This is a genomic window from Thermomonospora sp. CIF 1 (assembly GCF_001896795.1).
In the GTDB taxonomy this organism is placed as follows: domain Bacteria; phylum Actinomycetota; class Actinomycetes; order Streptosporangiales; family Streptosporangiaceae; genus Thermomonospora; species Thermomonospora curvata.
The window spans coordinates 25,166-50,229 of record NZ_MOYN02000020.1; the positions used below are offsets into that span (position 1 = coordinate 25,166).

Annotated in this window: 19 protein-coding genes; 5 read left to right on the forward strand and 14 right to left on the reverse strand. The window is 70.4% G+C overall.

Annotated features, from left to right (window positions below; all coding sequences use genetic code 11):
* Nucleotides 1-158: 158 nt before the first annotated feature.
* The 5 genes from BUE48_RS12850 to BUE48_RS12870 are packed head-to-tail and all read right to left on the reverse strand — an operon-like array spanning nucleotide 159 to nucleotide 7,827.
* Nucleotides 159-1,460 (reverse strand): proton-conducting transporter transmembrane domain-containing protein, encoded by a 1,302-nt coding sequence (locus BUE48_RS12850; RefSeq protein ID WP_286989936.1) that lies wholly within the window; start codon nucleotides 1,458-1,460, stop codon nucleotides 159-161.
* Entirely contained in the window at nucleotides 1,457-2,818 is a 1,362-nt protein-coding gene (locus BUE48_RS12855; RefSeq protein ID WP_012852936.1) for a proton-conducting transporter transmembrane domain-containing protein, read from the reverse strand. The genes BUE48_RS12850 and BUE48_RS12855 overlap by 4 nt, the downstream gene beginning before the upstream one ends.
* The gene (locus BUE48_RS12860; protein WP_286989937.1) at nucleotides 2,815-5,769 is read right to left on the reverse strand and encodes a YbcC family protein; all 2,955 of its coding nucleotides are present in this window, start codon (nucleotides 5,767-5,769) and stop codon (nucleotides 2,815-2,817) included. Before BUE48_RS12860 ends, BUE48_RS12855 begins: the two co-directional genes overlap by 4 nt.
* Nucleotides 5,766-7,364: a SulP family inorganic anion transporter gene (locus tag BUE48_RS12865; protein ID WP_286989938.1), complete on the reverse strand. Its 1,599-nt coding sequence runs from the start codon at nucleotides 7,362-7,364 to the stop codon at nucleotides 5,766-5,768. The genes BUE48_RS12860 and BUE48_RS12865 overlap by 4 nt, the downstream gene beginning before the upstream one ends.
* Nucleotides 7,336-7,827 (reverse strand): hypothetical protein, encoded by a 492-nt coding sequence (locus tag BUE48_RS12870; RefSeq protein WP_286989939.1) that lies wholly within the window; start codon nucleotides 7,825-7,827, stop codon nucleotides 7,336-7,338. The genes BUE48_RS12865 and BUE48_RS12870 overlap by 29 nt, the downstream gene beginning before the upstream one ends.
* Nucleotides 7,828-8,553: 726 nt before the next feature.
* On the opposite strand from BUE48_RS12870, the gene BUE48_RS12875 reads away from it, so the two are divergent.
* Both BUE48_RS12875 and BUE48_RS12880 read left to right on the forward strand, forming a co-directional pair.
* Nucleotides 8,554-9,495 carry a DUF5996 family protein gene (locus BUE48_RS12875; RefSeq protein WP_012852940.1) on the forward strand — a complete coding sequence of 314 codons (942 nt, stop codon included), beginning with the start codon at nucleotides 8,554-8,556 and terminating at the stop codon, nucleotides 9,493-9,495.
* Nucleotides 9,496-9,609: 114 nt separating this feature from the next.
* The gene (locus BUE48_RS12880; protein ID WP_286989941.1) at nucleotides 9,610-10,437 is read left to right on the forward strand and encodes a sulfite exporter TauE/SafE family protein; all 828 of its coding nucleotides are present in this window, start codon (nucleotides 9,610-9,612) and stop codon (nucleotides 10,435-10,437) included.
* 64 nt (nucleotides 10,438-10,501) lie between these two features.
* On the opposite strand, the gene BUE48_RS12885 is transcribed toward BUE48_RS12880, so the two are convergent.
* The gene (locus BUE48_RS12885; RefSeq protein ID WP_012852942.1) at nucleotides 10,502-12,661 is read right to left on the reverse strand and encodes an acyl-CoA dehydrogenase family protein; all 2,160 of its coding nucleotides are present in this window, start codon (nucleotides 12,659-12,661) and stop codon (nucleotides 10,502-10,504) included.
* Between the two features lie 439 nt (nucleotides 12,662-13,100).
* Between BUE48_RS12885 and BUE48_RS12890 the strand changes: the two genes are divergently transcribed.
* Nucleotides 13,101-13,343: a hypothetical protein gene (locus tag BUE48_RS12890; RefSeq protein WP_286989942.1), complete on the forward strand. Its 243-nt coding sequence runs from the start codon at nucleotides 13,101-13,103 to the stop codon at nucleotides 13,341-13,343.
* 192 nt (nucleotides 13,344-13,535) lie between these two features.
* On the opposite strand, the gene BUE48_RS12895 is transcribed toward BUE48_RS12890, so the two are convergent.
* Complete coding sequence (locus BUE48_RS12895; protein ID WP_286989943.1) at nucleotides 13,536-14,522, reverse strand: ArsR/SmtB family transcription factor; 987 nt, start codon at nucleotides 14,520-14,522, stop codon at nucleotides 13,536-13,538.
* A gap of 57 nt (nucleotides 14,523-14,579) precedes the next feature.
* Here BUE48_RS12895 and BUE48_RS12900 point away from each other — a divergent pair, with 57 nt between their 5' ends.
* Together BUE48_RS12900 and BUE48_RS12905 are read left to right on the forward strand one after the other, a co-directional pair.
* A complete protein-coding gene (locus BUE48_RS12900) occupies nucleotides 14,580-15,803 on the forward strand; it encodes an MFS transporter (protein ID WP_286989944.1) in 1,224 nt (407 codons plus the stop codon).
* A complete protein-coding gene (locus tag BUE48_RS12905; RefSeq protein WP_012852945.1) occupies nucleotides 15,800-16,486 on the forward strand; it encodes a hypothetical protein in 687 nt (228 codons plus the stop codon). Before BUE48_RS12900 ends, BUE48_RS12905 begins: the two co-directional genes overlap by 4 nt.
* A 386-nt stretch (nucleotides 16,487-16,872) precedes the next feature.
* Here BUE48_RS12905 and BUE48_RS12910 read toward each other — a convergent pair whose 3' ends face one another.
* The 7 genes from BUE48_RS12910 to BUE48_RS12940 all read right to left on the reverse strand — a co-directional run bounded on the left by BUE48_RS12910 (nucleotide 16,873) and on the right by BUE48_RS12940 (nucleotide 24,823).
* Nucleotides 16,873-17,523 carry a hypothetical protein gene (locus tag BUE48_RS12910; RefSeq protein ID WP_286989946.1) on the reverse strand — a complete coding sequence of 217 codons (651 nt, stop codon included), beginning with the start codon at nucleotides 17,521-17,523 and terminating at the stop codon, nucleotides 16,873-16,875.
* 351 nt (nucleotides 17,524-17,874) lie between these two features.
* A complete protein-coding gene (locus tag BUE48_RS24605) occupies nucleotides 17,875-18,222 on the reverse strand; it encodes a transposase (RefSeq protein WP_169313026.1) in 348 nt (115 codons plus the stop codon).
* A 529-nt stretch (nucleotides 18,223-18,751) separates the two neighbouring features.
* A complete protein-coding gene (locus BUE48_RS12920) occupies nucleotides 18,752-19,120 on the reverse strand; it encodes a hypothetical protein (RefSeq protein WP_286989947.1) in 369 nt (122 codons plus the stop codon).
* A 105-nt stretch (nucleotides 19,121-19,225) separates the two neighbouring features.
* Complete coding sequence (locus BUE48_RS12925) at nucleotides 19,226-19,423, reverse strand: hypothetical protein (protein ID WP_286989948.1); 198 nt, start codon at nucleotides 19,421-19,423, stop codon at nucleotides 19,226-19,228.
* A 1,104-nt stretch (nucleotides 19,424-20,527) separates the two neighbouring features.
* On the reverse strand, nucleotides 20,528-20,998 hold the full coding sequence (locus BUE48_RS12930; protein ID WP_286989949.1) for a hypothetical protein: 471 nt from the start codon (nucleotides 20,996-20,998) through the stop codon (nucleotides 20,528-20,530).
* 277 nt (nucleotides 20,999-21,275) lie between these two features.
* On the reverse strand, nucleotides 21,276-23,900 hold the full coding sequence (locus tag BUE48_RS12935) for a polymorphic toxin-type HINT domain-containing protein (RefSeq protein ID WP_286989950.1): 2,625 nt from the start codon (nucleotides 23,898-23,900) through the stop codon (nucleotides 21,276-21,278).
* Nucleotides 23,901-24,388: 488 nt separating this feature from the next.
* Nucleotides 24,389-24,823, reverse strand: a complete 435-nt coding sequence (locus BUE48_RS12940) for a MarR family winged helix-turn-helix transcriptional regulator (protein WP_286989951.1) — start codon at nucleotides 24,821-24,823, stop codon at nucleotides 24,389-24,391.
* Nucleotides 24,824-25,064: the final 241 nt, after the last annotated feature.

Below are 25,064 nucleotides of genomic sequence, written 5' to 3' on the forward strand. Positions count from 1 at the left end.
CGGTCCCACGGCCGGCTGCCCGGCCCGCAGGTCACGGTCCCGCTGCCGTGGCCCGCCGGCGAACACGGCCACCCGCCCGTGGCCGCAGCGGCCGGATCCGGCCGCTGCGGCGGGCGCGAGGGCGGGCCGGATGCGGCCGGGGAGCGAGCCCGTGCGGATCACCAGGACACGGGCAGGGCCACGCCGATCAGCAGTGCGGCGAGAACCACGGTGATGCCGTAGGTCTCCACCGGGGTGAGATCGCGCTCGCCGCGGTGCCCGCGGCCGCCGGCGAAGAGGGTGAGGAAACAGCGCATCACCGTCATCGCGTTGAGGCAGACGGCCGCGACGAGCAGCGGCCAGGACGGTGCGAACTCCTCGGCCGAGTGCCGGATCAGCAGGTGCTCGGCGGCGAACCCCAAGGAGAACGGGAAACCGGCCACGGCCAGCCCGCACAGCAGGAACGCCACGGCCAGGCGCGGGGTGCGGGAGAGGTTCCCGGCGGGGACCGCCGACGACAGCGCTCCCCGGCGGGCCTCCAGTGCGGCGAGCGCCATGGCCAGGCCCGCCAGCGCGAGGGCGGCGACCTGCCAGGCCGGCACGAGCCCCGCGGCCACGGCCGGGGCCCGGCCGACGATCCCGCCCGCCATCAGCCCGGTCTGGCTCATCGCCAAGAAGGCCAGCGCACGCCGGGGACGGTCCTGCACCAGCGCCAGCGCCGCGGCCGTCAGCGCGGCGGCCCCGCAGGCCACGGCGACCGCATGCGCCACCGGCACCGGCAGCCGCCCGCTCAGCGGCTGAAGCCGGGTGAGCATCTCCAACGGGATCGTGCCGAACACCACGACCACGCCCATCGGGGCGTGCTCCGCCAGCCGCGGATACCAGCCGTGCACGGGGATGACCGCCAGACGGACCATGATCCCGAGCACGGCCAGGGCCGCGCCCGTCTCCTGCGCACCGGCCGCGGCCACCGCCGTGCCCGCGCCGAGCAGCAGGACGCCCGGCACGTGGTGCACGGCGAACAGGCGCCCCAGTCCGGGCGGAACGTTCAGGTCGCCGCCGGGACGCATCCCCGACCACACCAGCCAGGCCGCGACCGCCCACAGCGCGGGGACCGCCGCCTCGTGCCGGACGGCCGCCAGGGCGCAGGAGACCGCCAGCAGCCGCAGGATCCGGGCGAGCGTCGCCGGCGGGTGGGAGGCGAGCGGGGCCATCGCGACGGCCGGCAGGCCCGCCGCGCAGATCACCGCGGCCTCGGCCGCGGCGCCGGCCGCGTGCTGCGGCGCATCGTGCAAGGCCGGCAGCGGCAGCCCGGCCGGGACGCCCTCCCCCACCAGGACGGCCAGGCCCGGCGGCACCGCGGCGGCCGTCACCCACCGCACCGCCAGACCACGGGCCTTGCGGCGGTCGGCGGTGCGGGCGATGAGGAACGACGACAGCAGCAGCAACGCCGCCGCCAGTGACGGGACCGGCATGATCATGGCTTTCCGGCCTCCTCACCGGCGGTTCGCCCCGCGGGCACGGCCTGGCGGGTATCTGCGGAATGAGCGGCCGGCCGGGCGCCGGAACCCGCGCCCAGCCGTCGTGCCCAGTGCTCGTCCAAGCGGTCCAACCGCCGCAGCAGGCGCAGGAACCCGCCCGCCGCGTAGTCGGTGAGCCACGCGTCGAAGTAGCCGCGTTCCAGCGAGTACCGGTACAGCCACCGCCGCGCCCGCGGCGGCAGGAACCGCTCCAGGCCGAGGGTGTCCGCCCGCCGGTGCGCCGCCCTCTCCAGACGGTGGTGGTCGTGGATCAGGCTCGGCGCCCGCAGGATCTGGGCGCAGCGCAGCATCGCGTGCGCGATCAGATGCACCAGCGCCAAGTCCCGCAGCCCTGCGCCTATCTCGACCATGACGAGCGAGACCTGGGTCATCGAGGCGTAGGCCAGCGCGCTTTTGATGTCGGTTTGGACCCGCTCGGTCAAGGCGGCGTGGACGGCGCTCAGCGCGCCCACGACGATGATCGCGGCCCGTACCTGCGCGGAGGACTGCCACAGGTGCTCGGTCCGCAGCAGCAGGTAGGGCCCGAGGCTGACCGAGATCGCGCCGTAGCACAGCGCGCTGGAGGGGGTGGGGCCCTCCATGGCGCGGGGCAGCCAGCCGCCGAGGGGCGCCTGCGCGGCCTTGCCCAGCGCCGCCCACAGCAGCAGGATCCCCGGCACGATCGCGCCCGGCGTCCCGGCCGCCGGGTCCGACAGGGCGGTCGTCCCCGTGGCGTGGTGGAGCCACACGATGGCGCCGAGCAGCCCGGCGTCGCAGACCCGGTAGGTCCAGAACGCGCGCAGGCCGTGCTCGGCGGGCGCACGGCGCTCGTGGAAGAAGGCGATCAGCAGGGCGGAGGACAGGCCGGTCAGCTCCCAGCCGGCGAAGACGAACTCCAGCGCGTCGGCCAGGACGAGGAGCTCGGCGCCCGCCACGAACAGGGCCAGCAGCAGGTGGAAGCGCAGATGGCCGGGTTCCTTGTGCAGATACCGCCGGGAGAAGACGGCGATGAGGCAGCCGGTGAGGGCGGTCAGCCCGGCGAAGGGCAGCGACAGCCGGTCGGCCACCAGCACCAGGTGCAGGCCGCCGAACCAGGTGCCCGCCGACGCCGTCAGTCTCCCCCCGCCCCGGCAGGCCAGCAGCCCGCCCAGGACGGCGGCCGCGATCGCCGCACCGGCGAAGGCGCCCACCGTGACCGCCGAAACGCGGCGTTCAGACCACCGCCGCCCGAACCAGGCGGGGACCGCCGGCGCGGCGAACGCCGCGAGCGGAAGCCCCGGCAGCAAGATCAGCAGGACTTCGTGCGGCCGGACGCTCATGACCGCCTCCCGGCGGCCCCCGGCAGGGGCAGGAAGCCGTCCCCCGTCGCGAACGCGGCGGTCACGTGGGCGAAGCCCAGGTGGCCGCGGGCGCCCGCGTAGAACTGCACCGAGCGGTGCACCACCGGGAGCGCCGCGCCCTGCGGCACATGGGGCCGGAAGACGCCGCGGTCATGGACGTGCATCGCGGCGGAGTCCGGGTCCCAGGCCACCAGGCGGATCCACCCGTTGGTCACCAGGCGTCCCAGGTCCGGGCGGGTGCGCAGGATCGCCTCCAGCCGCTGCGGCGCGGCCTCCACCACCAGCAGCAGCCGCAGCGGCTCGTGGATCTCCACCATCTGCCAGGGCAGGCCGGTGCGCAGGTCGGAGGCGTGCCCGTCCATCACGCCCAGCAGGCCGGCGATGTTGTGCGGGAGTTTGGTCCCGCAGCCGTAGCCGGCCGGGTCGATGCGGCTGAAGTAGTACTCCAGGTTGATCCCGGCGCACACCGGCCCGACCGCCGCCAGCAGGTCCGCCAGCAGCTCCCCGGTGGGGTCGCCGCCGGGGTCGTAGGAGACCAGGAAGGCCCGGCGGTCCAGGAACAGGCCCCGGGTGCGCGAGCGGCGTCCCACGATGCAGACGGCGTTGGTGGCGTGCCCGTACTCGGGGCGGGGCTGGCCGAGATCCACCGCGCGGCCCGCCACGTGGGCCGGGGCCCGGCCGATGGGCAGGTCGGCGGGGGCGGACTCGAACCGGCGGCACCGCTCGTGCGCGGTGAGCGTGCACGCCCTGGCCATGGCCCGTTTGGCCGCCCGCAGCGCGCCGCGGCACCGCTCGGGCACCAGGTCCTCGTCGTAGTAGGTGATCGTGTCGGTGCAGGTGTCGTGGCAGGCGCCGACGAACCAGGTGTCGTCGGGGATGTGCAGGCCCTCGCGCCGCAGGGCGCGCCGGACGCCGGGATGGTCGGCCATGGCGGCGAACGCGCGGGCGTTCGGCCCGCCGCGGCCGCCGCCGGCGGCTCCGCAGTCGTGCGCGGCCTCGTGCGGGTTGTTCAGGCTGGACGAGCCGTGCCCGACGATCAGCACCAGGGGGGCGAGGCCGCCGGTCAGGCCGATGGTGCGCAGCACGGTCGACACGATCCGGGTCATCTCCGGCACCGTGTATCCCCGCAGCGGCCCGTCTTCGCCGTCCGCGCCCTGTCCGGGAGGCCGTTCCAGTGCCAGCCGGGTACGGGGTCCGGTGCCGCCTCGTCCGGTCCGCCGTGGCCGGTGCGGCGGCAGGCAGCGGGCGGCCAGGACGAGGAGATGGGCGAGTCCGAGCAGCAGGGTCAGCAGCCAGCCCCGCACCGGCGTCCTGGTCCCGGCCGCGATCTGCCGCTCCCACAGGTCCCGCAGCCGCTGCGGGCGCCGGGCCGTCCCGGTGACGGCGACCTCTTCGACCAGGTGGCGGGGCGTGACGGCGGCCGGGCACAGCGGACGGGCGCGGACGTCCTCCATCCCCCGGTAGAGCATGGCGACGCCGAAGGAACCGGCGTACCCGAAGGTCTCCACGTGCAGGAAGTGCTCCTCCAGGTGCCGCCGCAGGGCCTCCTCCCGCTCGTCGATGCAGAAGACGGCCTGGAAGCGGGGAGGGGGCACCGGTCTGGCCGCGATCGTCTGGTGGGCGGTGAGCGCGTCCAGCACCTCGATCCGGTGCCTTCGCTCATGGGCCAGTTGCAGCAGCCGGCGCCGTTCGACCGCGTCGCAGGCCCTGACCGCCGCCAGCCAGGCCGCCGCGGCGGCGCGGTCGGCGAGCACCGCCGTATCGACCGGCATCACCTGGGCCAGGACGAACGCCTCGTACACCAGTTCCCGGTCGGGCCGCCGCCCGGCCGAGGCGTCCGCCGCCGAGAGCACATCCAGGTCGGCGATCGCAGCGTGCGGGCCCAGGTGCCCGGTGACCGCATGCCGGGCCGCCTGCACGTCCAAGATGAGCTGCACGGCCAGGTAGTCGATCAGCCGTGCCGCGGGCGCCCGGACCGGCGCGCTCTGGGGATGCCGTTCCAGGCGGCGCATCATGCCCGCCCAGCCGGGCAGCGACAGCAGCGTGTCCCGGATCACCGCGGCCCGCTCGCCTGCGGGCACGGCGAGCCGCCCGAGCGCCCAGGCGACGGTCCGTTCCGCCGTCCAGCCCTCGGCCTCCTGCCGGCTCAGCTCACCGGCCAGCCCGCGCAGGAACCGGTCGGGCGGCCCGCCGCGCAGGCCGTACAGCCGCCGGAAGGCGCGCAGGAAGCCCAGTCGGCGCCCGGGCATCGGCCGGCGGGCGACCCCTTGGTCCAAGAACGCCCCCACCAGCCGGATCAGCACCGGATGGACGAGGCGGTCGGTGTCCACGCCGGTGAGGGCCAGGATCTGGTCGCGCCGCCGGGCCGAGGGGGCGCCGGGCCGCTGAGGCGGGGCGGCCTTCTCCAGGTCGTCCCACAGCCGTCTCAGCAGGCGCCGCTCGTCCCCTTGGGCCTGCCGCAGCAGTTCGGCGCGCCGCTTCGGCCCGGCCAGGCCGGTGATGCGCTCCAGCGCGTCCGTCTCCTGCAGCGTCCACTCCAGGGCGGCGCCCTGGGGGATCTCGAACGGGTGCCGCAGCCGCAGCGCGCAGAACGCCCGGCGGGTCGGGCCGCCGGGCACGATCGGGGTCTCATCGTCGAGGCCCTCGGCGGCCGCCACGGCGTCGAGGTCCTCGGGCCGGATGCGCCCGGCTTCCAGGCACTGGGCGAAGAAGTCCTCGCTCGGGAAGGGCTCGGTGCCATACAGCCGCGCCGCGCGGACCGCGGCCTCCTCAAACGGCAGGTGCTCGAAGGCGTGCAGGGGGTTGTGGTGGACGAACGCCTGCAAAGGCGCCTGCTCGGGCAGCAGTCTCGCCGCCTCTTCCACCAGTTCCGCGATGCCGGACGGGTCGTCCTCCGGCCGCCGGTGCAGGATCGGGCCCGGCCGGTTCATGACCGCCTCCTGCGCCGCCGGGTGGCCTGCGGGTGAGCGGAGACCGGACGCAGCCGGTCCAGCCCCCGGAAGGTGAGGGCGGTGATGGGCCACTGCCCGGACAGGTCGGCGACCCTGCGCAGGAAGGTGTGGTCGACCACGGCCGCGTCCCGGACGTCGATGACGACCCTGGTGACGCCGTCGGCGCCGCTGACCGTCCGGTGCAGCGGCAGCAGGGCGGGGAAGACCGCGGCCCTGGGGATGCGCACATGCAGCGTGCCGCCGTCCCGCAGCGCCTCGGCCCGGGGGCGCAGGAAGGCGCCCACCGGCACGCCCCGGCGCAGGTGCAGCAGCAGTTCGGCGGCCAGCCCGGCCGCCACGCCGATCAGCAGGTCGGTGGCGAGCGTGACCAGCATCGTGATCGCAAAGAGCGCGAGCTGGTCGGGGCCGATCCTGCCGACGCGCAGCAGCTCGCGCGGCGAGGCCAGCCGGGCGCCGGTGTAGACCAGCATGGCGGCCAGGACCGCCAGCGGAACGGCCTGCAGCAGACCGGGCGCCAGCGCCACGAACAGCAGCAGGAAGGCCCCGTGGAAGAAGTTGGACCAGCGCGAGACGGCCCCGGCGTCGACGTTGGCCTTGCTGCGGACGATCTCAGAGATCATCGGCAGGCCGCCCAGCAGCGCCGCGGCCAGGTTGCCGCAGCCGACGGCGAGCAGGTCGCGGTCCAGGTCCGCGGCCCGGCGGCGGGGGTCCATCGAGCCGACCGCCAGCACGGTCAGGGTGGACTCGATGGTGCCGATCAGCGCGAACATCACCGTGTACTTCAGCGACGCCGCGGTGAGGACCATCGAGAAGTCGGGGAGGGCGACGGCGCCGAGCAGGGTGCCGGGGATCTGGACGAGGTGCTCGGGTCCCAGATGGTGAATCCGCCCGAGGAAGTGGTAGTCGTGCGGGCTGCCCAGGTGGAAGGCCAGTCCCAGCGGCACCGTCGCGGCGAGCGCGACCAAGGGCGCCGGCACCGCGCGGGCCCATCGGGCGCGGACCAGCGGCATGCCGGCCATGATCAGCAGGGCGGTCGCGCCCAGCAGCACGATCTCGGGGTTGGCGTGCGCCAGGCTGCGCGGGATCTCGGCGAGCAGGTCGAAGGTGCGCTCGCCTTCGGGGCGGACGCCGACTGCGACGTGCACCTGCTTGGCGATGATGATGACGCCGATCGCCGCGAGCATGCCATGCACGACCGACGGTGAGACGGCCACGCCGGCGCGGGCGACGCCGCGCAGGGCGAGCAGGATCTGCAGGGCCGCGGCGACGGCGCCGGCGGCCAGCGCGCGCCGGTACCCGGCGACCGGATCGCCGCCGCCCAGCTCGGCGACCGCGCCGAGGGAGACCACGATCAGGCCCGCGGCCGGGCCCTTGACGGTCAGCGGGGAGCCGCCGAACAGGCCGGCGACGGCGCCGACGATCGCCGTCACCACTCCGGCGACGGGCGGGAAACCACTGGCGTGCGCGATTCCCAGGCACAGGGGGAGCGCTATGAGGAAGACCAGGAAACCGGATCGGACGTCCGCCGCTTTGAGCGCCGGACGGTCATGGGTCGGTGAATGGCAGTTGCTCATGTGCGGAGTCCTCACGTGGGCAGGGCGGATCCGCTCCGGTCGCGGTCGACCGGAGCCTGCGGGAGCGCTGGACGCCCGCATGCGGGCGTCCGGGGCGCAGCGGCGGACCGCGCGCGCTGCCCGTGTCCGGACTCGTGCCGGTTGACCTGGGGAAACCGGTCGCCGGGACGATGCTTTGGCCGCGTGGGCCAAGGCGGGCCGTCCCTGCGGCGATGAACTCGTCCTCGGTGCCGGAAGAGTCACCGAAGTCGGACTCGCCGGCATGGGCCGTGTGGACGTTCTCCTCGGCGGGCCCGGCCTGTTTTCCCGCCTTCTTCTCGATCCACGGCGCCGCGTTCTGCTTCGCAGGGGGCGTTCCCTCCGAAGACAGCCGCTCCGCCAAGCCTCCGGGCGGCGCCGAGAGCCGGGCGGAGACGGCGGAGCCGTCCAGCAGGCCGATCAGCAGGCCGGTCAGCAGCGTCACCGCCACCGCCCATACGGCGGCGGTTCGGCGCGGCCGGCGGGAGACCCGCGCAGTGCAGGCCGGCCGGACGTCCCCGCTGCTCGGCCGCCGGGCGGAACGGGGCGGCGGCGCTGTTAAACCGCACGAGGAGGAATCGACCATTGCTAAGCGACTTCCGGTCTTTTCGGCCACCGACGACCGATTGTGGCGATTTGGCGGATTTCCCGGCGAGGGGCTCGGGGTGGCGTTCCCACACTGAACGGCATGCTCCGGCCGGCCCGCCGCCGGCCCAGGAAGCAGGTGTGGTTCACATGTCAAACGATGCCGATGAGCCTCGGTCAACCGGCTTCGAAATCATAGCGGCCGCCCCGCCGCCCATCCCCCGCCACGACACTTTGAGAACCACCGAACGATGAGCCTTTTTCAACATGTGGCCTTGGAGGTCGGGGACGGGGGCCTCTGTGGCGTCCGACGTCGTGTCGTTGCAGGTCACAGCATCACTCTTGACTGCGATACTCCGCCCCGGCTCATGGAAGCGGCACGCCAGAAAAGACTCGACGGAAACCAATCGGCCATATCGCCGCATATTCCTGGAGTGGAACGACTCAGAAAACAACAACAGAAGACAGGCGACCCGAAAAGCCCGTCCTTTACGCTCGCCGCACGGAGTTTCGCCGGTTTTCCGGCGGGCGCCGTGGGCGCCGCGCCGACCGGCATCATCCCCGGCATGCGGGGAAGGCCGGTGTCATGGAACTGTTCCCGCCCATGCCGCTGGCCGACTGGCAGGACACCAAGTCCACCCTGCACCGCTTCCTGCAGATCGTCGGCAAGATCCGCCTGGCCGCCGGCATCCGGCGCAACCACTGGTGGGGCATCCCCTTCCACCTCACCGGGCGCGGGCTGACCACCCGCCCGACCGGGCGGGCCGACGGCGGCCCGATCTTCACCATCGACTTCGACTTCGTCGGCCACCGGCTGGTGATCACGACCCTGGACGGCCGGGAGGTCTCCTTCCGTCTGCCCGGCTGCTCGGTCGCCTCTTTCTACCGCCAGACGATGCAGGCGCTGGCGTCCCTGGGCGTCCGGGTGCGCCCGGCCGTCGCGCGGCCGTTCGACCTGCCGGATGCGGACCGCCCGTTCGCCGACGACACCGAGCACGCCGCCTACGACCCGGCCATGGTCACCCGGTACTGGCAGATCCTCAGCCAGGTGAACCTGCTGCTGGAGGAGTTCGCCGCCGGCTACAGCGGCAAGATCAGCCCGGTGCACCACTTCTGGCACACCCTCGACATCGCCTGCACCCGTTTCTCCGACCGCGTCATCGAGCAGGGACCCCAGGTCGACCCGGTGACCCGGGAGGCCTACTCCCGCGAGGTGATCAGCTCCGGCTTCTGGTTCGGCGACGAGGTCTTCCCCGCACCGGCCTTCTACTCCTACACCGCGCCCGAGCCCGCGGGCCTGACCGACCAGCCGCTGCGTCCCCGCGCCGCGCGGTGGATCGCCCAGCGCGGCGGGCACCTGGCCGTCCTGCCCTACGACGACGCCCGCGCCGAAGCCGACCCGCGCGGCGCCGTCCTGTCCTTTTATGAGAGCGCCTACCAGGCCGGCGCCCGCCTGGCCGGCTGGGACATCGCCGGCCTGGCCTGCCCCGGCGGGATCACCGACCCGCTGCTGCGCGGCCGGGGGTGACCTTTCACCGGTGACGCACCCGTTCCGGCGTAACGCGCCCATATACCCTTTTACCTATCCAAACAGTAGGTATTGCATGTATTACGGGTTGCCGGACGGAAGAGGCGGGCTGGAGTGGGCGGACAGGAGATCGCCGCGCGGGGCGGGGCGAGGCGGGATTCATGGCTGGTGTTCTCCGCCGGGGCCGCGGTCGGCTCACTGGGCGGCATGATCGGGCTGGGCGGTGCGGAGTTCCGGCTGCCGCTGCTGATCGGCCTGTTCGGGTTCGCCGCGCTGTCGGCGGTGATCGTCAACAAGGCGATGAGCCTGATCGTGGTGCTGACCGCGATACCGGCCCGGCTGGCCGCCGTGCCGCTCGCCGAGCTGAGCGCGCACTGGGCGGCCGCGGCCAATCTGCTGGCCGGCAGCCTCATCGGCGCATGGGCGGGCGCCGCCTGGACGGTGCGGATGCGCTCATCCACCCTGCACAAGGTGCTGGCCGCCCTGCTGGTGCTCATGGCCGCCGCACTGGTGGCCGCCCACGCCGCCACCCCGGGGACGCTGCACCTGCCCGGCACGGCTCAGGCGATCGCCGGGATCGCCGCGGGATTCGGCATCGGCGTCGTCGCCGCGATCATGGGCGTGGCCGGCGGCGAGCTGCTCATCCCGACCATCGTGCTGCTGTATGCGGTCGAGATCAAAATCGCCGGCAGCCTGTCGCTGCTGGTGTCGCTGCCCACCATGCTGGTGGCCTTCGCCCGCTACAGCCGCGACAGCAGCTTCGTGGTCCTGCGCGCCAACCTGCGCTTCACCGCGGTCATGACCGCGGGCTCGGTCGCCGGCGCCCTTGCGGGCGGGCTGCTGCTGGGGGTGGTCCCCGACGCCGCCCTCATCCCGGTGCTGGCCGCCGTCCTGCTGCTGTCCGCCGTCAAGCTGGCCCGCCACACCCCGGGCGGCGGCTGACGCGCCCGGGGCATCGCCGAGGCCGGCTGGGCGCTCCCCGCGGCGGGGAGCACCCAGCCGCTCGTCATTTGAGGAGCGGGTCGCGGGGCAGGCCGAGGATGCGCTCGCCGATCTGGTTGCGCTTGATCTCGGAGGTCCCCCCGGCGATGGACAGGCCGCGGTGCGAGAGCGCCAGCAGGTTGCTGATCTCGCCGGGGCCGTCCAGGTAGGCGGCCTCGGGGCCGCTGAGCGCGGTCAAGACGGCGGCCGCCTCATGGCCGAGCTCGGAGACCACCAGCTTGGTGATCGCCCCCTCGGGGCCGGGCTCGCCGCCGGCGACGGCGCGGTGCGCCGAACGCATGTTGAGCAGGCTCATCGCCTGCAGCCGCGCGGCGTACCGGCCCAGGCGCTCCCGGCCGCCGGGGAGCCGGCCGGGATGGGCGTCGTAGCGTTCGATGAGCAGGGAGGCGGGGGTGGTCAGGCCGCCCTGGCCGCCGCCGATGCTGACCGACTCGTTGCCCAAGGTGGCGCGGGCGACGGTCCAGCCCTCATCGACGGGGCCGACGACGTGGTCGTCGGGCACGAAGACGTCGCTGAGGAAGACCTCGTTGAACTCCGAGTGGCCGGTGGGCATCTTCAGCGGCCGGACCTCCACGCCCTCGGCGTGCATGTCGATCACCATCATGGTGATGCCCTTGTGCTTGGGGGCGTCGGGGTTGGTGCGCACGGTGGCGAAGCCCAGGCCGGCCACGTGCGCCCCGGAGGTCCAGACCTTCTGCCCGTTGACGCGCCAGCCGCCCTCGACCCGCACGGCGCGGGTCTTGATCCCGGCCGCGTCCGACCCGGCGTCGGGCTCGCTGAAGAGCTGGCACCAGATGACCTCCTGGCGCAGGGCGGGGCCGACCCAGCGGGCGATCTGCTCGGGGGTGCCGTACTGGATGAGGGTCAAGATCAGCCAGCCGGTGATGCCGTAGGAGGGGCGCCGGATGCCGGCGGCGTCGAACTCCTGCTCGATGACCAGCTGCTCGACGGCCCCGGCGGCCCGGCCGTAGGGCTTCGGCCAGTGCGGCACGGCGTAGCCGCTCTCGATCAGCCGTTCCTTGCGCTGCTCTTCCGGCAGGTCGGCGATCTGCCGGACGAAGGCCCGCACCTCCTGGCGGATGGCCTCGGCCTCCGGCGGCAGCTCCACCGTCCGGGTCCGGCTGACGCCCCGGCGGGTCAGGTCGGTCAGCTCGGCCGCCGCCTCGTCGGCGTTCAGCAGGCCGAGCAGGGCGGTGGCCCGCCGGATGTACAGGTGCGCGTCGTGCTCCCAGGTCATGGCGATGCCGCCGTGCACCTGGGTGTTGAGGTTGGCGCACAGGTCGGCGGCGGGCGCCGCCAGCGTCGCGGCGACCGCGGCGGCGTACGTCAGCTGCTCCCCGCCGCTGCGCGCGGCCCTGGCCGCGTCCCAGGCCGCAGAGGTCGCCAGCTCGGTCGCCACGGCCATGTCGGCGCAGTGGTGCTTGACCGCCTGGAACATCCCGATGGGACGGCCGAACTGGTGGCGTTCCCTGGCGTAGGCGGCGGCCATCTGGGTGCAGCGGGCGGCCACGCCGACCGCCTCGGCCGACAGCACGACCCGGGCCAGGTCCACCAGCACCCGCCGGGCGCCGGGCAGGACCGTGGCGGGTGCCCGGTCGAGGGTGACGCGGGCCGCCGGCCGGCTCGGGTCCAGGTTCGCGGGCACCTGCACCGACACCTGCTCGCCCGCTTCGACCACGACGACGTCGTCGCCCGCCGGAAGCAGCAGCAGGTGGGCCATGCCGCCGCCCACCACGACCGGGGCCGAGCCGGACGCGGCGCCTCCTTCGGCCGTCACGTCCGCTTCCAGTGCGATCGCGCCGATCACCGAGCCGTCCACCAGGCCGGGCAGGAGCTTCTTCTTGGTCTCCTCGTCGGCGGCCGCCACCAGCACGGCACTGGCGATCACCGTCGGCGCGAACGGGCCCGGGGCCAGCACCCGGCCCATCTCCTCGACGACGACGGCCAGCTCCTCCAGGCCGTAGCCGGAGCCGCCGTACTCCTCGGGCACATGCAGCCCCAGCCAGCCCAGCTCGGCGAGCTCACCCCAGAACGCCGGCGGCGACTGCGCCGGGGCGCCGGCATCCAGCAGCGCCCGGGTCGCCTGGATGACATTCCGCTTGGCCAAGAACGCGGAGGCGGTCTCCGCCAGCGAGCGGTGCTCCTCTGTTATCGCGATCGACATGATCGCAGAGTATCCTCAATCATCCCCGCTGACCAGGGCGAACGCACGGTATATCAACATTCTTACCCCTAAACTCACCCAGGATTCATCAGTAACCCCTTACAGATCAGTCCAGTCGTCCATATTAAGTACACTCAAATAGTTCATGTGGCTCCTCGGTGACCGAGCCGGAGGAGGCGGCCGGGACCGTCACCGCCTCCGGCGAGCCACCCGACCGCTCCCTGCGGCACAGGCGTCCCGCGATCGCCGGGCATCGGCCCGGATGAGCTCCCGACCGCTTCCAGACCGAGACCACCCGCAGCGAGCCCGGCGTCTCCGGGCGAGTGCACTCCCCCGGCGGGCGGGCCGCCCCACCACGCCGAACGACGCGCCGTCCGGCACAGGCCGGGACGGCCGGGCCGCAGCGGGAAGCGGCCTGGACCGGCCCGTCGATGTCGCGGTGAGCACCAGCGCGCCCCACTGGCTGCGCGCCGTCCACGCCGAACTGGCGACCGTTCTCAAACCGGGCGGCGTGCCGTTCAACGGGGATCACTTCTGTCCGGACGAGGCGCCCTCGCCACGCCCCGCCAAGCCGGCCGGCGCCCTGCTGAAGGCCGATGACAAGCGGTTGCCAGGCGGCCGGCAGAAGGCCGGGGCCGTCGGCTCGATGCGGTCGCCGCAGAACCGGCGTTCACGGAACTGAACGCCGAGCGCGCCCGGCGCCGGACCGAGGCCGACCACTACGGGCACGAGCTCGAACCCCTGTCCACGCACCTGGCGACGCTGCGCGCCGCCGGATTCACCGAAATCGGCGTCCTCTGGCAGCGCGGCGACAACCGGCTGCTCTGCGCGGCGCTTTAAAGACTGTCGCCGCCGTGGCCGGGCCCGGGTCCGATCACGGCGAAGCCGCGTCCACCAGCAGATCGCCCAGGGGCGTCCGCCCGTACCGCACTTCATGCCCATGCCGCCGGCGGGTCAGCAGCCCAGCGCGGTGGAGAGCGGTCAGATGCGCCGACACACCGCTGGGGCTCAGCCCATGACGTTCGGCCAGCGTCGCGGTCGAGGCCGGGACGTCCAGCGCGACCAGCAGGGCGGCCCGGGTCTTGCCGACGAGCCGTGCCAGCGCCTGCGGTGCCTCCGCCGAACGGTCGCGCCACAGCGTGGCGATCCCGCGCGCCGGGTAGACCAGGGCCGGCCGCCACGGCGGATCGGTCACCACGGCGATGATCGGCCAGGTGAACGCGCTGGGGATCAGAACCAGCCCGGCGCCGTCGAGCGTCCGCTCATGCTCGGCGGACGCCCGCACCTCGATCCGGTCGCTCTTCCAGCGCACGCGGTCGTCAAGATCGTTGATCACCTCGCCCAGCCCGTGCTCGGCCAGCGCCCGGGAACGATGGGCGATGTCCGCCGCCAGCAATTCCCTGATGCGAGGCCACCAGGGCAGCACCAGTCGCCGCCACGCCACCTCCAGCAGATCGGCCAGCCGATCCCGGGCCGCGGCCGGCTCCTCCAGCAGCTCTCGGACGGCCCGGCGCGCCGCGGCGTCCGGCTGCCGGCTCAGCGCCCGTTCCAGGTCCCGTTTGACCGCGGCCGGCGCAGTGGCCCGCACCTCCGCCAGCTGATCTTCGATCCTCGGGGCCGGCCCGGACGGCGGCGGACAGAGGAAGTCCGGCATGTACCCGTACGGTCGCTGGACCGCCAGCAGCGGCCCCAGCTCTTCGCCTATGTTCTGGCTTCGCACCGCCTGCCACCAGGGGCGCAGATAGACCCGTGCCTGCGGGGTGACCAGCGCCCGGGTCGCGATCACCGTCTCCAGCAGGGGCGAGGTGGCAAAGCGCACCCGCAGCAGATCCGCCCGGTCAAAGTACAGCCGTACGGCCATCATTCGCTCCTGAGCGAATCTCTCGCCGCCGCCGGAACCGCGACGCACAGTCGTCCCATGACGACGCTCAAGCCGCCGCCGGTCCAGGGCCGGTACCGGCAGGCGCTCGCCGTGGCCGAGTTCCGGGCGCTGCTCACGGCCCTGATCCTGTCCATGCTCGGCCAGAACGGCATGCTGCTGGCCATCAACGTCCTCATCTACACCGGGTCGGGGTCACCGCTGCTGTCCGCATTGGCGTTCACGGTGTCCTTCCTGCCCCACCTATTCGCGGGGTCGCTGCTGTCCGGCCTGATCGACCGCCTCCCCCAACGCCGCCTCCTCGTGGCGGGCGACCTGCTGCCCGCCGGACTCGTGACGATCATGGCTTTGCCGGGAATGCCGGCCTGGGCGCTGCTGGCCACGCTGTTCTGCGTCAACCTCCCGGTCCCGCTGACGATGGGAGTACGCGGCGCCCTGGTCGCCGAACTCCTTCCCCGCGAAGGGGTCATCGCCGGGCGGTCCCTGCTCCGGGTGGCCGCTCACACATCGCAGATCGCCGGATTCGCCGTCGGGGGAGCTCTGGTCGCGGCTCTGGCACCGCGCGGCACGCTGCTGGGAAGCGCGGCCGTCCTCGGCTGCTCGGCGTTGTTGCTGCGCCGGCGGCTCCGGCACCGGCCAAGGCGCGGCGGCCGGCCCTCCGTCTCCCTGGCGCGCGACTCGCTGCGCGGCGCACGCGAGGTGTTCAGCATCCCAGGGCTGCCCGGCGTGCTCCTGTTCTTCTGGCTGGTGCCCTTCTTCGTGGTGTGGCCGGAGGGCCTGGGCACACCGTACGTCGAGACGCTCGGCCGGCCCCCGGCGGACACGGGCTGGTGGCTGGCCGCTCTGCCGGCCGGAACGGCGGTGGGCGAGCTGGCCGGCGTGTGGCTGATCGCCCCGCACCGCCGCCGATCGGCCGCCCGGCTTTTGGCCGCCGCCGGGTTCGTCCCGCTGCTGGGGTTCGCGGTGCGTCCCGATCTGCCCGTTGCGCTCGTGCTGCTCATGATCACCGGCCTCTGCTCGGCCTACACGCTCGCAATGGACCACGTCCTGCTCGACATCGTCCCAGAGCGCCTGCTCGGCCGGGTGTACGGCGTGAACACCGCCGGACTGGTGGTGACGCAGGGGCTGGGATTCGCGGCCGCCGGTGCCCTGGCCGAGGCCCTGGCCTCGCACCTCGTCATCGCCTGCGCCGCGGTGAGCGGACTGACACTGACGCTCCTGTTCCGTCCGGCCGAGCTCACGCGAAAGGAGACACGACGGTGACCGCGATGAACCGCCGGTTCCCGGCCGATGTCTACACGGCGGTCCACGGCCGCGATCTCCGCCGGGTGGCGGCGGCCTTCGAACCGGAGGCCTGCGGCCGGGTGCTGGGCCGCAGCAAGGTGGCCGGTGACTACCACGGCCCCGCCGGGATGGCGGAGAGCTTCGATCGGATGCTGACCCTCAGCGAAGGCACGCTCCGCTACCACGTCCACAGCCTGCAAGCCAACGAACACCATGGGCCGGTCCTCCTGCGGGTGCGGGCACGGCGCGGCGAGCAGACCCTCGACCTGTCCGAAGTGCACCTGTTCTACCTCTACGCGCTGGAGCACGGCCCGGTCTTCACATTGTGGATCCGTCCCTTCGCCCCTACACGTTCGACAGGTTCTGGTCATGACGAACGCCACGACGCATATCGCCCGCCGCTGCTTCGACGGTCTCGCGCATCGCGACTGGAGGACGCTGAGCCAGGTGCCGGCCCCCGACGTGGTCTGACATCACCCGGGAACAAGTCCGCTGGCCGGCTCCGCCGAGGAGTGCGCCACGTCATCGCGTGGCTGAAGGAGATGCATGACCGTACGAACGGAACCCTCCTTTTGGGCTTGCACGACTTCACCGCCGACGGCGACTACGCCGGGGCGCCCGCATCCGGCAGCACCCGGGTCGCCTGGATGAAATTCGCCTGATCAAAAACACAGAAGCGGTCTCCGCCAGCGAACGGTGCTCCTCTGTTATCGCGATCTATACGCGCAAAGAGCGTCCTCAATCACCCCCGTCAACCAGGGCAAATTTGGATGATCTCAACGTTTTCACACTTGAATTTGAACAAGGGCGAGAAAACCACTCCTCGCCACCAACACGCACCCTTATCAAGTGCATTTAAATAGTTCACCTGGCGAGATCAGCGAGCGGATGCGGAGGGGCGCCGACGATGCCGAGGGTCGCCGCACCGCCATCGGCACGGGGCGGCAGGGTTCAGCGGAGAGCGCCCCGGGCACTTCACCAGGCCACTCTCCGGCATTTCTCGGAAAATGCACGGCGGGCCGGTTGTTCAACCGGAGCCGGCGAGCCGTCAAACGCGGACCCCGTCACTTTCCCACTCGATCGCCTCGAGCACAAGCTGGGCGATCTGAAGGCATGCCCTTTCTTGCCGCCTATCGGGCGTGATGTCGCCGTGATACCCCACAGAGACGAGGACGTTGCCACGGCGGACGTCGAACATCATCCCCTCGTGCTCAAATACCTTGAGGCACTCCTCCTCCCAGCCCGATCCCTCCGGGCGCAGCGCCCCTTCAACCGGGGGCAGGCAGGGCGCCGATTCGTGAGCCCGCCGGTGGGCCCGCCGTGCTCGCGCGATATCGGCCTCCCTGCTCTCCGAAGCGGAGGCGTACACCCAGACGTCCACTACCAGGGGAACGGCCGAGGGGTTGTCCCGCTTCCAGTCACAGCCGAGATGATTCAGCGTCGGCATCCGTCTCACGCTCGGCCGGATATCCGCCGCAGAGACCGCTGCGAGCAGGTCGGGGCGGCCATCCAGGAAGGAGCAGTCTTTCACGGTCCGCCGCGCATAGCCGGTCTGCACCGGGGCGGACGACCGCGGCGACGCCTTCGCGGCGGAAGCACCGGCCCGCGCCTCCCCCGATGAGGAGTCACTCCCGGAGCATCCGATCAGGGAGAACAAGGACAGGGCGAGCCAAGCGACCAAGATCGATACGCGATTCACCGCAGGAGCATACACCGCGCCCACGCCGCACCATGCACCCGAGCAGAACGGCGTTCCGGGCGCTTTCTTCCAGCCGCCCGCTCAGCGCCTTGGATCCGGATTTTCGCCAGAACACCTGCCTGTGGTGCAGTGAAGTCCCAGCCGCCGTGGGAAACAGCAGGCCACTTCAGAGATGACGACGCGGAGCGAACCTTTCCTGTGCGCCTTTTCCGCGGCTCGGCACGGGTACGCCCCGGCCGGAGAAGAGGCCGTGACTTGCGATGGCACGGCAGTGGGCGCCCCGAGCCCGGCCAGGCCGCCTGAATGGGCATTTGAGCTCATGAGACCCAACAAGTCACTTCTTGCGAGGTTTCATGCCGGTTCAAGGTGTTCTCGCCGGTGAGGCGACGGGTCATGGTGCCCGGTCATGGCGAGGCGGATCATGGCTTCGGAGGTGGCGGGCAGGGCTTCGTAGTCGCGGGCCGGTCGGCGATGGTGCATGAGATGGCCGAAGGTTCGCTCGACCACCCGGCGTCGGGGCGGCACGGTGAAACCTTTGGCGGCGAGATCGCAGGGGACGGTCTGGGCGTCGATGCCCAGGGTGGCGGCGTGCTCGATGAAGCGCGAGAGATGGCCGCCACCGGCCCGGGCTTGCGGGCAGTGGGATGCTCCGTGCGAACGTGGCCGAACAGGCGGGTGCCGGCAATGGGGGTCCTGCACGCTCGCGGCGGTGATGGTGATAGCCGGCAGCAGGCCGAGGGCGTCGGTGGCGATGCCGCGCTTGCGGCCCTCGGCAGAGCGCGAGACGGCGCAGCAGGCCGTTCGGCTCGGTGGACTTCCCTCGTCCCGCCAGGCGGCGAAGTATCAGTACACCGTCTTAGCCGGCCGTCGCCGACATCCGCCTGCTCGCCTGGTGCAAAAGCATTCCGTATTTACCAAGGCCCAGGTCGATGGCGGTCACCGCCTGCGCCCTCGGCTACGCCGCCGCTTTAAGCATCGCCTCGGTTCGTCCCCCGCCCCTACGGCCGGCGGTTTCACCGCGCTGACCCGCCAGCAGATAGCTGCAGGTCCTCGGCCCCCACCTCGCAGCCGGTTCCAGCCTGCTGCCGCGAGCAGAGCCTCAGCCACACGGGCTCAGACCGAATGCCGAGCACTCCCGACCGAGTCGGCCACCTTCCACTTCATGACCGGCGGACTTCCCACCGAGAGCGCCCCGCCTCAGCACTTGACTCCACAAGTCCAGCGATGCCTACTGCGCCCCTTCGGCGCTCTCCACCACTAGGAGGGCTCCTTCGATCGCATTGCGAAGATGGTGCCGCGCATTTCCCATATCCGCCTTCTCGATCAAAATCGAGAGGAACTCCGAGTCCGGATAGCCGGCCGCGCTCCCACCAATCGTCGCCCCCACCTGAGACCAAATGGCGATCATTACTTCATTGCAGGCCCGAGCCTGCCGCAGATCACCCGAACCTCCCTCCCTGAGGATATCGCGCATCAAAATTCCGAGATGATTCCCCAAGGACACCAAGAAAGTCCCCCTGGACTCTGATCCCAGAATCTCCAGAAACTTTTCCCTGACATTCATTGCCCCATGCCCCAAAAAATCTTCATTCGCCATCGATTTCCTTTGTCATAGGTCATGCGAGGAAAGAAGCCGACATCGTGCCCACGGGACACAGAACCGCGATCCGGGTGTTCCCGTTCATGATCGTCCCGTCCGGCTTCATGACCAGCGCGTGGTCCATCCCAGGCCGCAATGAGGTTTTCTCAACGAAAGTCGCCGCCAGACGTTGTTCAGCACCAGCGCGGCTTGTACGATGACGCCGATCCGGCCAGGGCTCAAGGTGACATGACGCAGAGCCCGCCGGCGCTGCTTGAGCCGCGTGGCGGCGCGGTCCTCCAGGACGCGCAGACTGCGCACCAGTCGGTTATAAGCACGAATGCCGGCATTCAACGAGCTGGAAATGTCGGACGCGGGCGGCGTGGAGTGCGGATGCCGATCCCGGCCCCCACATAGCCCACACCGGCCAATGCCACCAGCCCCGCCGCGGCAGCCGGATACAACGCCGGCAAAGCGTGGAGGCGGGCGGTGTACACATCGTGTGCGCTGCCGCGTTCGACATCGCAAACCCTCAATGGGATGCCGTCCGGAGCGGCAAGGAACAGAAGCATTGCCCGCACAACGGTGGGCCCTGCCCCGGGCATCGCAGGTCGTTACCGTCCTCGGTGGTGCCAGTGGCCCGGTCACAGAAGCTGAGCATCCCATCCAAGGTCACGGGCCGAAGCCCTGCCTTGCGGCAGTGGGCCAAGACCTGATGCAAGGTGGGCACCCGCCTGGAGAGACGGTGATGCCTTCATGCAGAGGCCGGTAGCCGGTGGCCTGCCAGATGCCGGCATCGCGGGTCGGGGCGGGCACGTCGGTGCCATGCCGGAAGCCGACGCGCCACCGGCATGGCCTGGCAGAACGGGCCCAAGCCCCGGGAACCGCGTGGGGTGCCGATCCGACGGCGAGCGGCCGGCAACCGGGCCTGGTGCTCAACCACGGGACGGGAGGCGTCGAGCATGGCATGATCGGGAACCAACGCAAAGCCTGTGGGCAGTGGCTCGTTCTGGTGGTAAAGAGAGCTCCTGCCAGGGGCTTTGTGGCTTTCAGAGGGCGATGGCGCAGCGTCCCTCCAACACGTTCAACATCCCTGATGCATGTTTTGCCCTGGTGTGTCCCGTTCAATTTCGCTGAGAAAACCTCACTGCGCCGACCCGCCAGCGGACAGCTACGGGGCGTCGGCCGCCTCCTGCGCCACCACCGCTCGGCCCATGAAGACCTGCGAAGCGCTGCCTGCCTTCTGTGAACTTGGGATCCATCTTCCATGATCGGGCACATGGCTTGCCGTCCCACCAGTGAGAACGTCGAACGGGCACGGCCCGATGGCTAGGGCTGATCGCCCCTTGTGAAATCCGGCGCCCTCTCAGTCCTTTGGCACTTGCCCGCGCACTCTTCCGTTCAGAGAACCTCTGGACGCGGTTTTTATTCGTACCCCTCCTCTTTGAGGAACTTTTCGAGAGCCTTCAGCGTAGGCTCGAGATTCGGCCGGGCTATGCCGGAGCCCTCAAAATGGATCAGAATCTTTGATTCATCATCGCGACCGAACTCGTCGACGAACGCCGCTACACACGAGCGTAGAATTTCCAGCACTTGCCTCTCGTCCTCGGCGTCCTGATCAGCATTCGATGCGGAACCCCTCATCAAGGGAGGCGTCGCCAAGACGATTCCCGGAGCTCCGTCGAAGCGGCTGTTATCCAGGACTTGGGCGACACCTGTTTTTGGAAATCCTCCATAGCGATCGTGGGCGATCGGAAACCACACGATCTCGGCATCACAGTCCCAACCCGTTTCCGGAGATGATCCGAATCTGATCTCCAGCCCCTTTATGTGCCCCAAGAACTCTCGGCACGTCTCAAAGTTTCTCGCCAGCCCTGAAGCGATCACATACTTCATTTGCAACCCACATCAATGCTCATGCTCGGCATGATCGACGGCCTCCCCAGAATCTTCAATTCCTCATCATTGAGAGCAACGCCACCGTCAATGACATCGGCCGTGTACGTCATTCGAGCCCCCTCTGGGAGATCCGCAAGTTCAACCTTGGTCCGGATCATGGCATACGGCCCCCCTTCGGGGAAGTCACGGTAAGCCCTCCGCGCATATTCAGCAGCTCCACGCTCCGTAAAGGAGAAGTACTTGACCCCGTTCGGGCTCTTCCAGGATCGATTCTTCATGATGTACCTGAGCTCGGGAGCAGTGACCGCACGCCAAAGATAAATCTCGCCCGACCGGCCTTTCCACCATTGTGGACCAGTACCGAGGTGCCGCCGGCCGGCACATGGTAGGTATGGGTGTCGGCGACGGTCAGGTTGTGGACGCGCTGGTGCGGGCTGGTGCGGGTGCGGACCGCCGTGACCTGGACGTAGGTGCCCGAACTGGTGCGCAGCCACATGCCGGGCCGCAGGTTCTCGGCGTCGACCCAGCGGCGGATGAAGCCGTCGGCCCAGAAGGGGTGCTCGTCCGTGGCGACGATCAGGCCCGTTTTGTCTCCACGAGGGCCGTCGACATCGACGGTGATCTCCACAAGGTCCTCAGGTCCTTCGCCGGCGATGGTGGCCAGGACCTTCTTGGCCCTGGTCTCACCGGTTTCGGGGTCGGTGGCGACCACTTCGTCACCCACCTGAAGCTCCTCGATGGGCTTGGTGGTGCCATCGGCCATGAGGACCTCAGTGCCGGGCAGGAAGCTATTGCAGGACCTGCTTGCCCGGCCCAGTCGTCTGGCAGTGGCCAGGGAACCGAGGAAGGGAATGGCGGACGCCCCGGAGAGGAGCGCTTCCTTCCATCTCCCTTCTGCTGCATAGAGAAGACCGTCGGCGATGTCGGCGATGTCCATCCCGGCCATGCCGAGCGCTTGAAGGGCTTCGTGAACATCGACCTTGCCGCCGCCGCACAGTTCGTCATCGGGATATTCAGTGCAGAAGGCGAGCTCGGCCTCAATGCGCATCTTCAGAGATTCCGGATTGTCGTACGGAGCTTCTCTGATGACAGTGAGGCGCCTACGGTACTCGTCGTACCTCTGCTTCCCCGTTGGCATCGGGGGGAAGTACTTGGGGTACTTACGAAGTTCGCCGTCCCAGCCGCCATCAGGCACCGGCGCATCACAGTTCTTCCCTGAGTAGTAGCACTCCCTGTTGCCCCGGAGCGGACCGTCCAGTCCTTCGGGATCGCTTTGGGTGACGGGGGTGCTGTTGGCGTAGGTGTAGCCGTTCCAGCTCTGCGGGTATTCGAGATTGAGCAGCGGGTCGACGGTCAGGAAACGGCCGGTGTTGGGGTCATATTCGCGTGCCCCCAGGTGGGTGAGACCGGTGGTCTCGTTGGTGCCGCCGACGAAGCCCTTGTCGAAGAAGGCGGGCCAGGTGCCGGTGGTGGCCCGGGTCTGGCCATAGGGGGTGTAGTGGCGGCGGGAGACCTTGGTGAGGTCGGCCGCGTCGACGGTGACCTGGCTGGTTCCCTGGTGGTCGGGGGCCAGGTAGGTGACCCCGGAGGGGGTGCGCATGGCGACGATCTGATCGCCGTGGGCGTAGTAGCGGGTGCCGGTGGCGGTGGTGCCGCCCTTGGGCAGCTTCACCTCGGTGCCGGGCAGGTAGAGAGTGGTGCCGGTGGGGTCACGGCGGATGAGGCGCTCGCCATCGGCCGTGTAGACGAAGGTGGTGGTGCCGTCGTCGGCACTGTTGGGGGCGCCGGCGTCGACGACCTTGGTGAGCTCGTTCTCTGCGCCGTAGGTGAAGGTCTGGGTACGGTTGCCGATCTTGCGTTCGACCGTGTTGCCGACGGCGTCGTACTTGTAGGTCTCGGTGACTGCGGGCCCGCTGTAAGGGCTGGTGCCGGTCTGGGTGACGGCACCGAGCATGTGGCCGGTCACCGACGGGTCCACGCCACTGGCACCGGCATAGGCGTAGGTGCGGGTGGCCTGTAGTGCACCGCCATTGGCACCGGCGCCGTACTGCTTCTCCTGGGTGCGGTTGCCGGCGATGTCGTAGGTGTAGGTGAACCGGTAGGGAGCAGGGCCCCCGATGGTGGCGTCGGCGGGGTCGTCGGCGCAGGCGCCACCGGCCTGGGTCCAGGCGTCGGTGAGGCGGCGCAGGTAGTCGTAGCCGAAGCACTGGATCTCAGTGCCGGCCAGAGCGGTGTCGGTGATGGAGGTGATGTTGCCGGCGTCGTCGTAGTCGTAGACGGCGTGGCGGTCGCTGCCGGTGATGTTCTCCCGGTCGACCCGGGAGGACGCCAGCCGCTGGGTGCCGTACTGCCAGGTGGTGGTGAGCCAGACCCGCTTGCCGGTGGTGTTGCCCAGCTCGTACTGCAGCGGCTTGCCGGTGGGGGTGTAGAGGGTGTTGTTGACGTAGGTGGCCAGGTTGCTGGTCAACCGGGTCGGCCGCCGATAGTCGTCGTAAGTGAAGACCAGCGCCTCACCGGTCAGGCCTCCGGCGGCCGGCATGCCCAGGGACTGGACGGTGCCGTCGAGGTGGTAGTTGGTGCCGAAGGTGTAGCTGGTGCCCACGCCTTCGACACTGGGGATGGTGTAGGTGACCGAACGGGGACGGCCGAGGACGTCGTAGTTGTTGACCTTGATGGTGGAGTCGTAGGTGTTGCCGTCCGGGCCGGTGCCCTTACGGGTGGAAGAGGTCAGCGCGCCTTTGCGGACGGTGTCATACACCCAGGTCGCCGGCAAGGGGCCGTTGGCCGAGCCGGAGCGCAGCGCGGTCTTCCGGCCCAGGACGTCGTAGGTGTAAAAGAGCTTGTCATTGCTGCTGCGGGCCGCCCCCGGCACGGGCATGTCCAACCGAACGCGCCGCACGGATCAACCCGAGCGCGAACCGGATGCCGATGGCCAGCCGGGTCAGGGGTCTGCCTTCAATCTCTATAACCAGGTATGTCGTAACTCTACATAGGGGGTGACGGGGGCCGTCGAAACTCAACCGCCGCCTTTTCGTGCCCTGCGGCTAGCAAGACCTTTCCCCACGGATATTCCGACCGCTGGTCCGCCTTTTGAGAAGGACGCAGCGACAGGCGTCCGAAACCGTGGAGGAAAAGCTCATCGACCTGCCGTCGGCCGGATTCCCCGTCGTCTCGTCCGCAGCCGCTCCGCCCATCAGTGAACCTTTTTCAACACGTGATCCTAGGTACCGGAGACGGGAGCACCGGCGACGTCCGCGACCATGACATTGCAGGTCACGGCATTGTCCCTGACTCCGAGACCCCCGCCTCCACCTGCGGGAACGTCGTGTTGAAAAGGTTCAGTGCAAGTTCGGCGGCCGATGGTTCACGGCGTTCTCTCACGCCCCCTTAAACGGGGTCGGAGTCGCCGTAAGCGAGCTTGTTCAAAGCGATGGCGGTCTGGGTGAAGGCGGTGTCGCCGAGGACGGCGCGCAACTCGGCGTTGAAACGGTCGATCTCCGGACGGACGGCGCGGAGCGTGGCGGCGCCGTGTTCGGACAGGTGCAGCGCCACGGCGCGGTGCTCGTGCGGATGAGGGTCGCGGATGATCAGATCAGCCGCGATCAAGCGGGCGACCAGTGCGGTGACGGCCGATTCGCGCAGGCCCAGGGTCCGGGCGAGCTGCTGCTGGGTGATGCCGGGCCGGTCATGGACGGCGAGCAGGGCGCCGAGCTGCGCGGTGGTGATCCCGGCGACGGCCAGGCAGCGCCGGTCGGCGATGGTGCGCAGCCGGTGGGCGGCGCGTTGCAGCAGGAAGTACAGGCGCTCGTCGGGCTCGGGCATGTGCAGATCTTGACAGAGGCGCACGGCGGCGATCACCCTTACTTCACTAGTGAAGTGAGGTGGGCGGTGGCGATGCATCCCGCAAGTCCGCACGGCCGGCGTCCTGCAGACGGCAGAGTCCGTCACCGGCCGGCCGAGTGAACCTTTGCCAACACATGGCCTTAGGCACCGAAGACGGGAGTTCAGGCGGTATCCGAGGTCACGACGTGGCAGGTCACGACATCGTCCCCGGCTCCAAGGC

Excerpts from the sequence above, each read along its gene's own strand:
- BUE48_RS12850 (WP_286989936.1), bottom strand. The coding sequence starts at position 1,460 with ATGATCATGCCGGTCCCGTCACTGGCGGCGGCGTTGCTGCTGCTGTCG.
- BUE48_RS12855 (WP_012852936.1), bottom strand. The coding sequence starts at position 2,818 with ATGAGCGTCCGGCCGCACGAAGTCCTGCTGATCTTGCTGCCGGGGCTT.
- BUE48_RS12860 (WP_286989937.1), bottom strand. The coding sequence starts at position 5,769 with ATGAACCGGCCGGGCCCGATCCTGCACCGGCGGCCGGAGGACGACCCG.
- BUE48_RS12865 (WP_286989938.1), bottom strand. The coding sequence starts at position 7,364 with ATGAGCAACTGCCATTCACCGACCCATGACCGTCCGGCGCTCAAAGCG.
- BUE48_RS12875 (WP_012852940.1), top strand. The coding sequence starts at position 8,554 with ATGGAACTGTTCCCGCCCATGCCGCTGGCCGACTGGCAGGACACCAAG.
- BUE48_RS12885 (WP_012852942.1), bottom strand. The coding sequence starts at position 12,661 with ATGTCGATCGCGATAACAGAGGAGCACCGCTCGCTGGCGGAGACCGCC.
- BUE48_RS12895 (WP_286989943.1), bottom strand. The coding sequence starts at position 14,522 with ATGGCCGTACGGCTGTACTTTGACCGGGCGGATCTGCTGCGGGTGCGC.
- BUE48_RS12900 (WP_286989944.1), top strand. The coding sequence starts at position 14,580 with ATGACGACGCTCAAGCCGCCGCCGGTCCAGGGCCGGTACCGGCAGGCG.
- BUE48_RS12920 (WP_286989947.1), bottom strand. The coding sequence starts at position 19,120 with ATGGCGAATGAAGATTTTTTGGGGCATGGGGCAATGAATGTCAGGGAA.
- BUE48_RS12930 (WP_286989949.1), bottom strand. The coding sequence starts at position 20,998 with ATGAAGTATGTGATCGCTTCAGGGCTGGCGAGAAACTTTGAGACGTGC.
- BUE48_RS12940 (WP_286989951.1), bottom strand. The coding sequence starts at position 24,823 with ATGCCCGAGCCCGACGAGCGCCTGTACTTCCTGCTGCAACGCGCCGCC.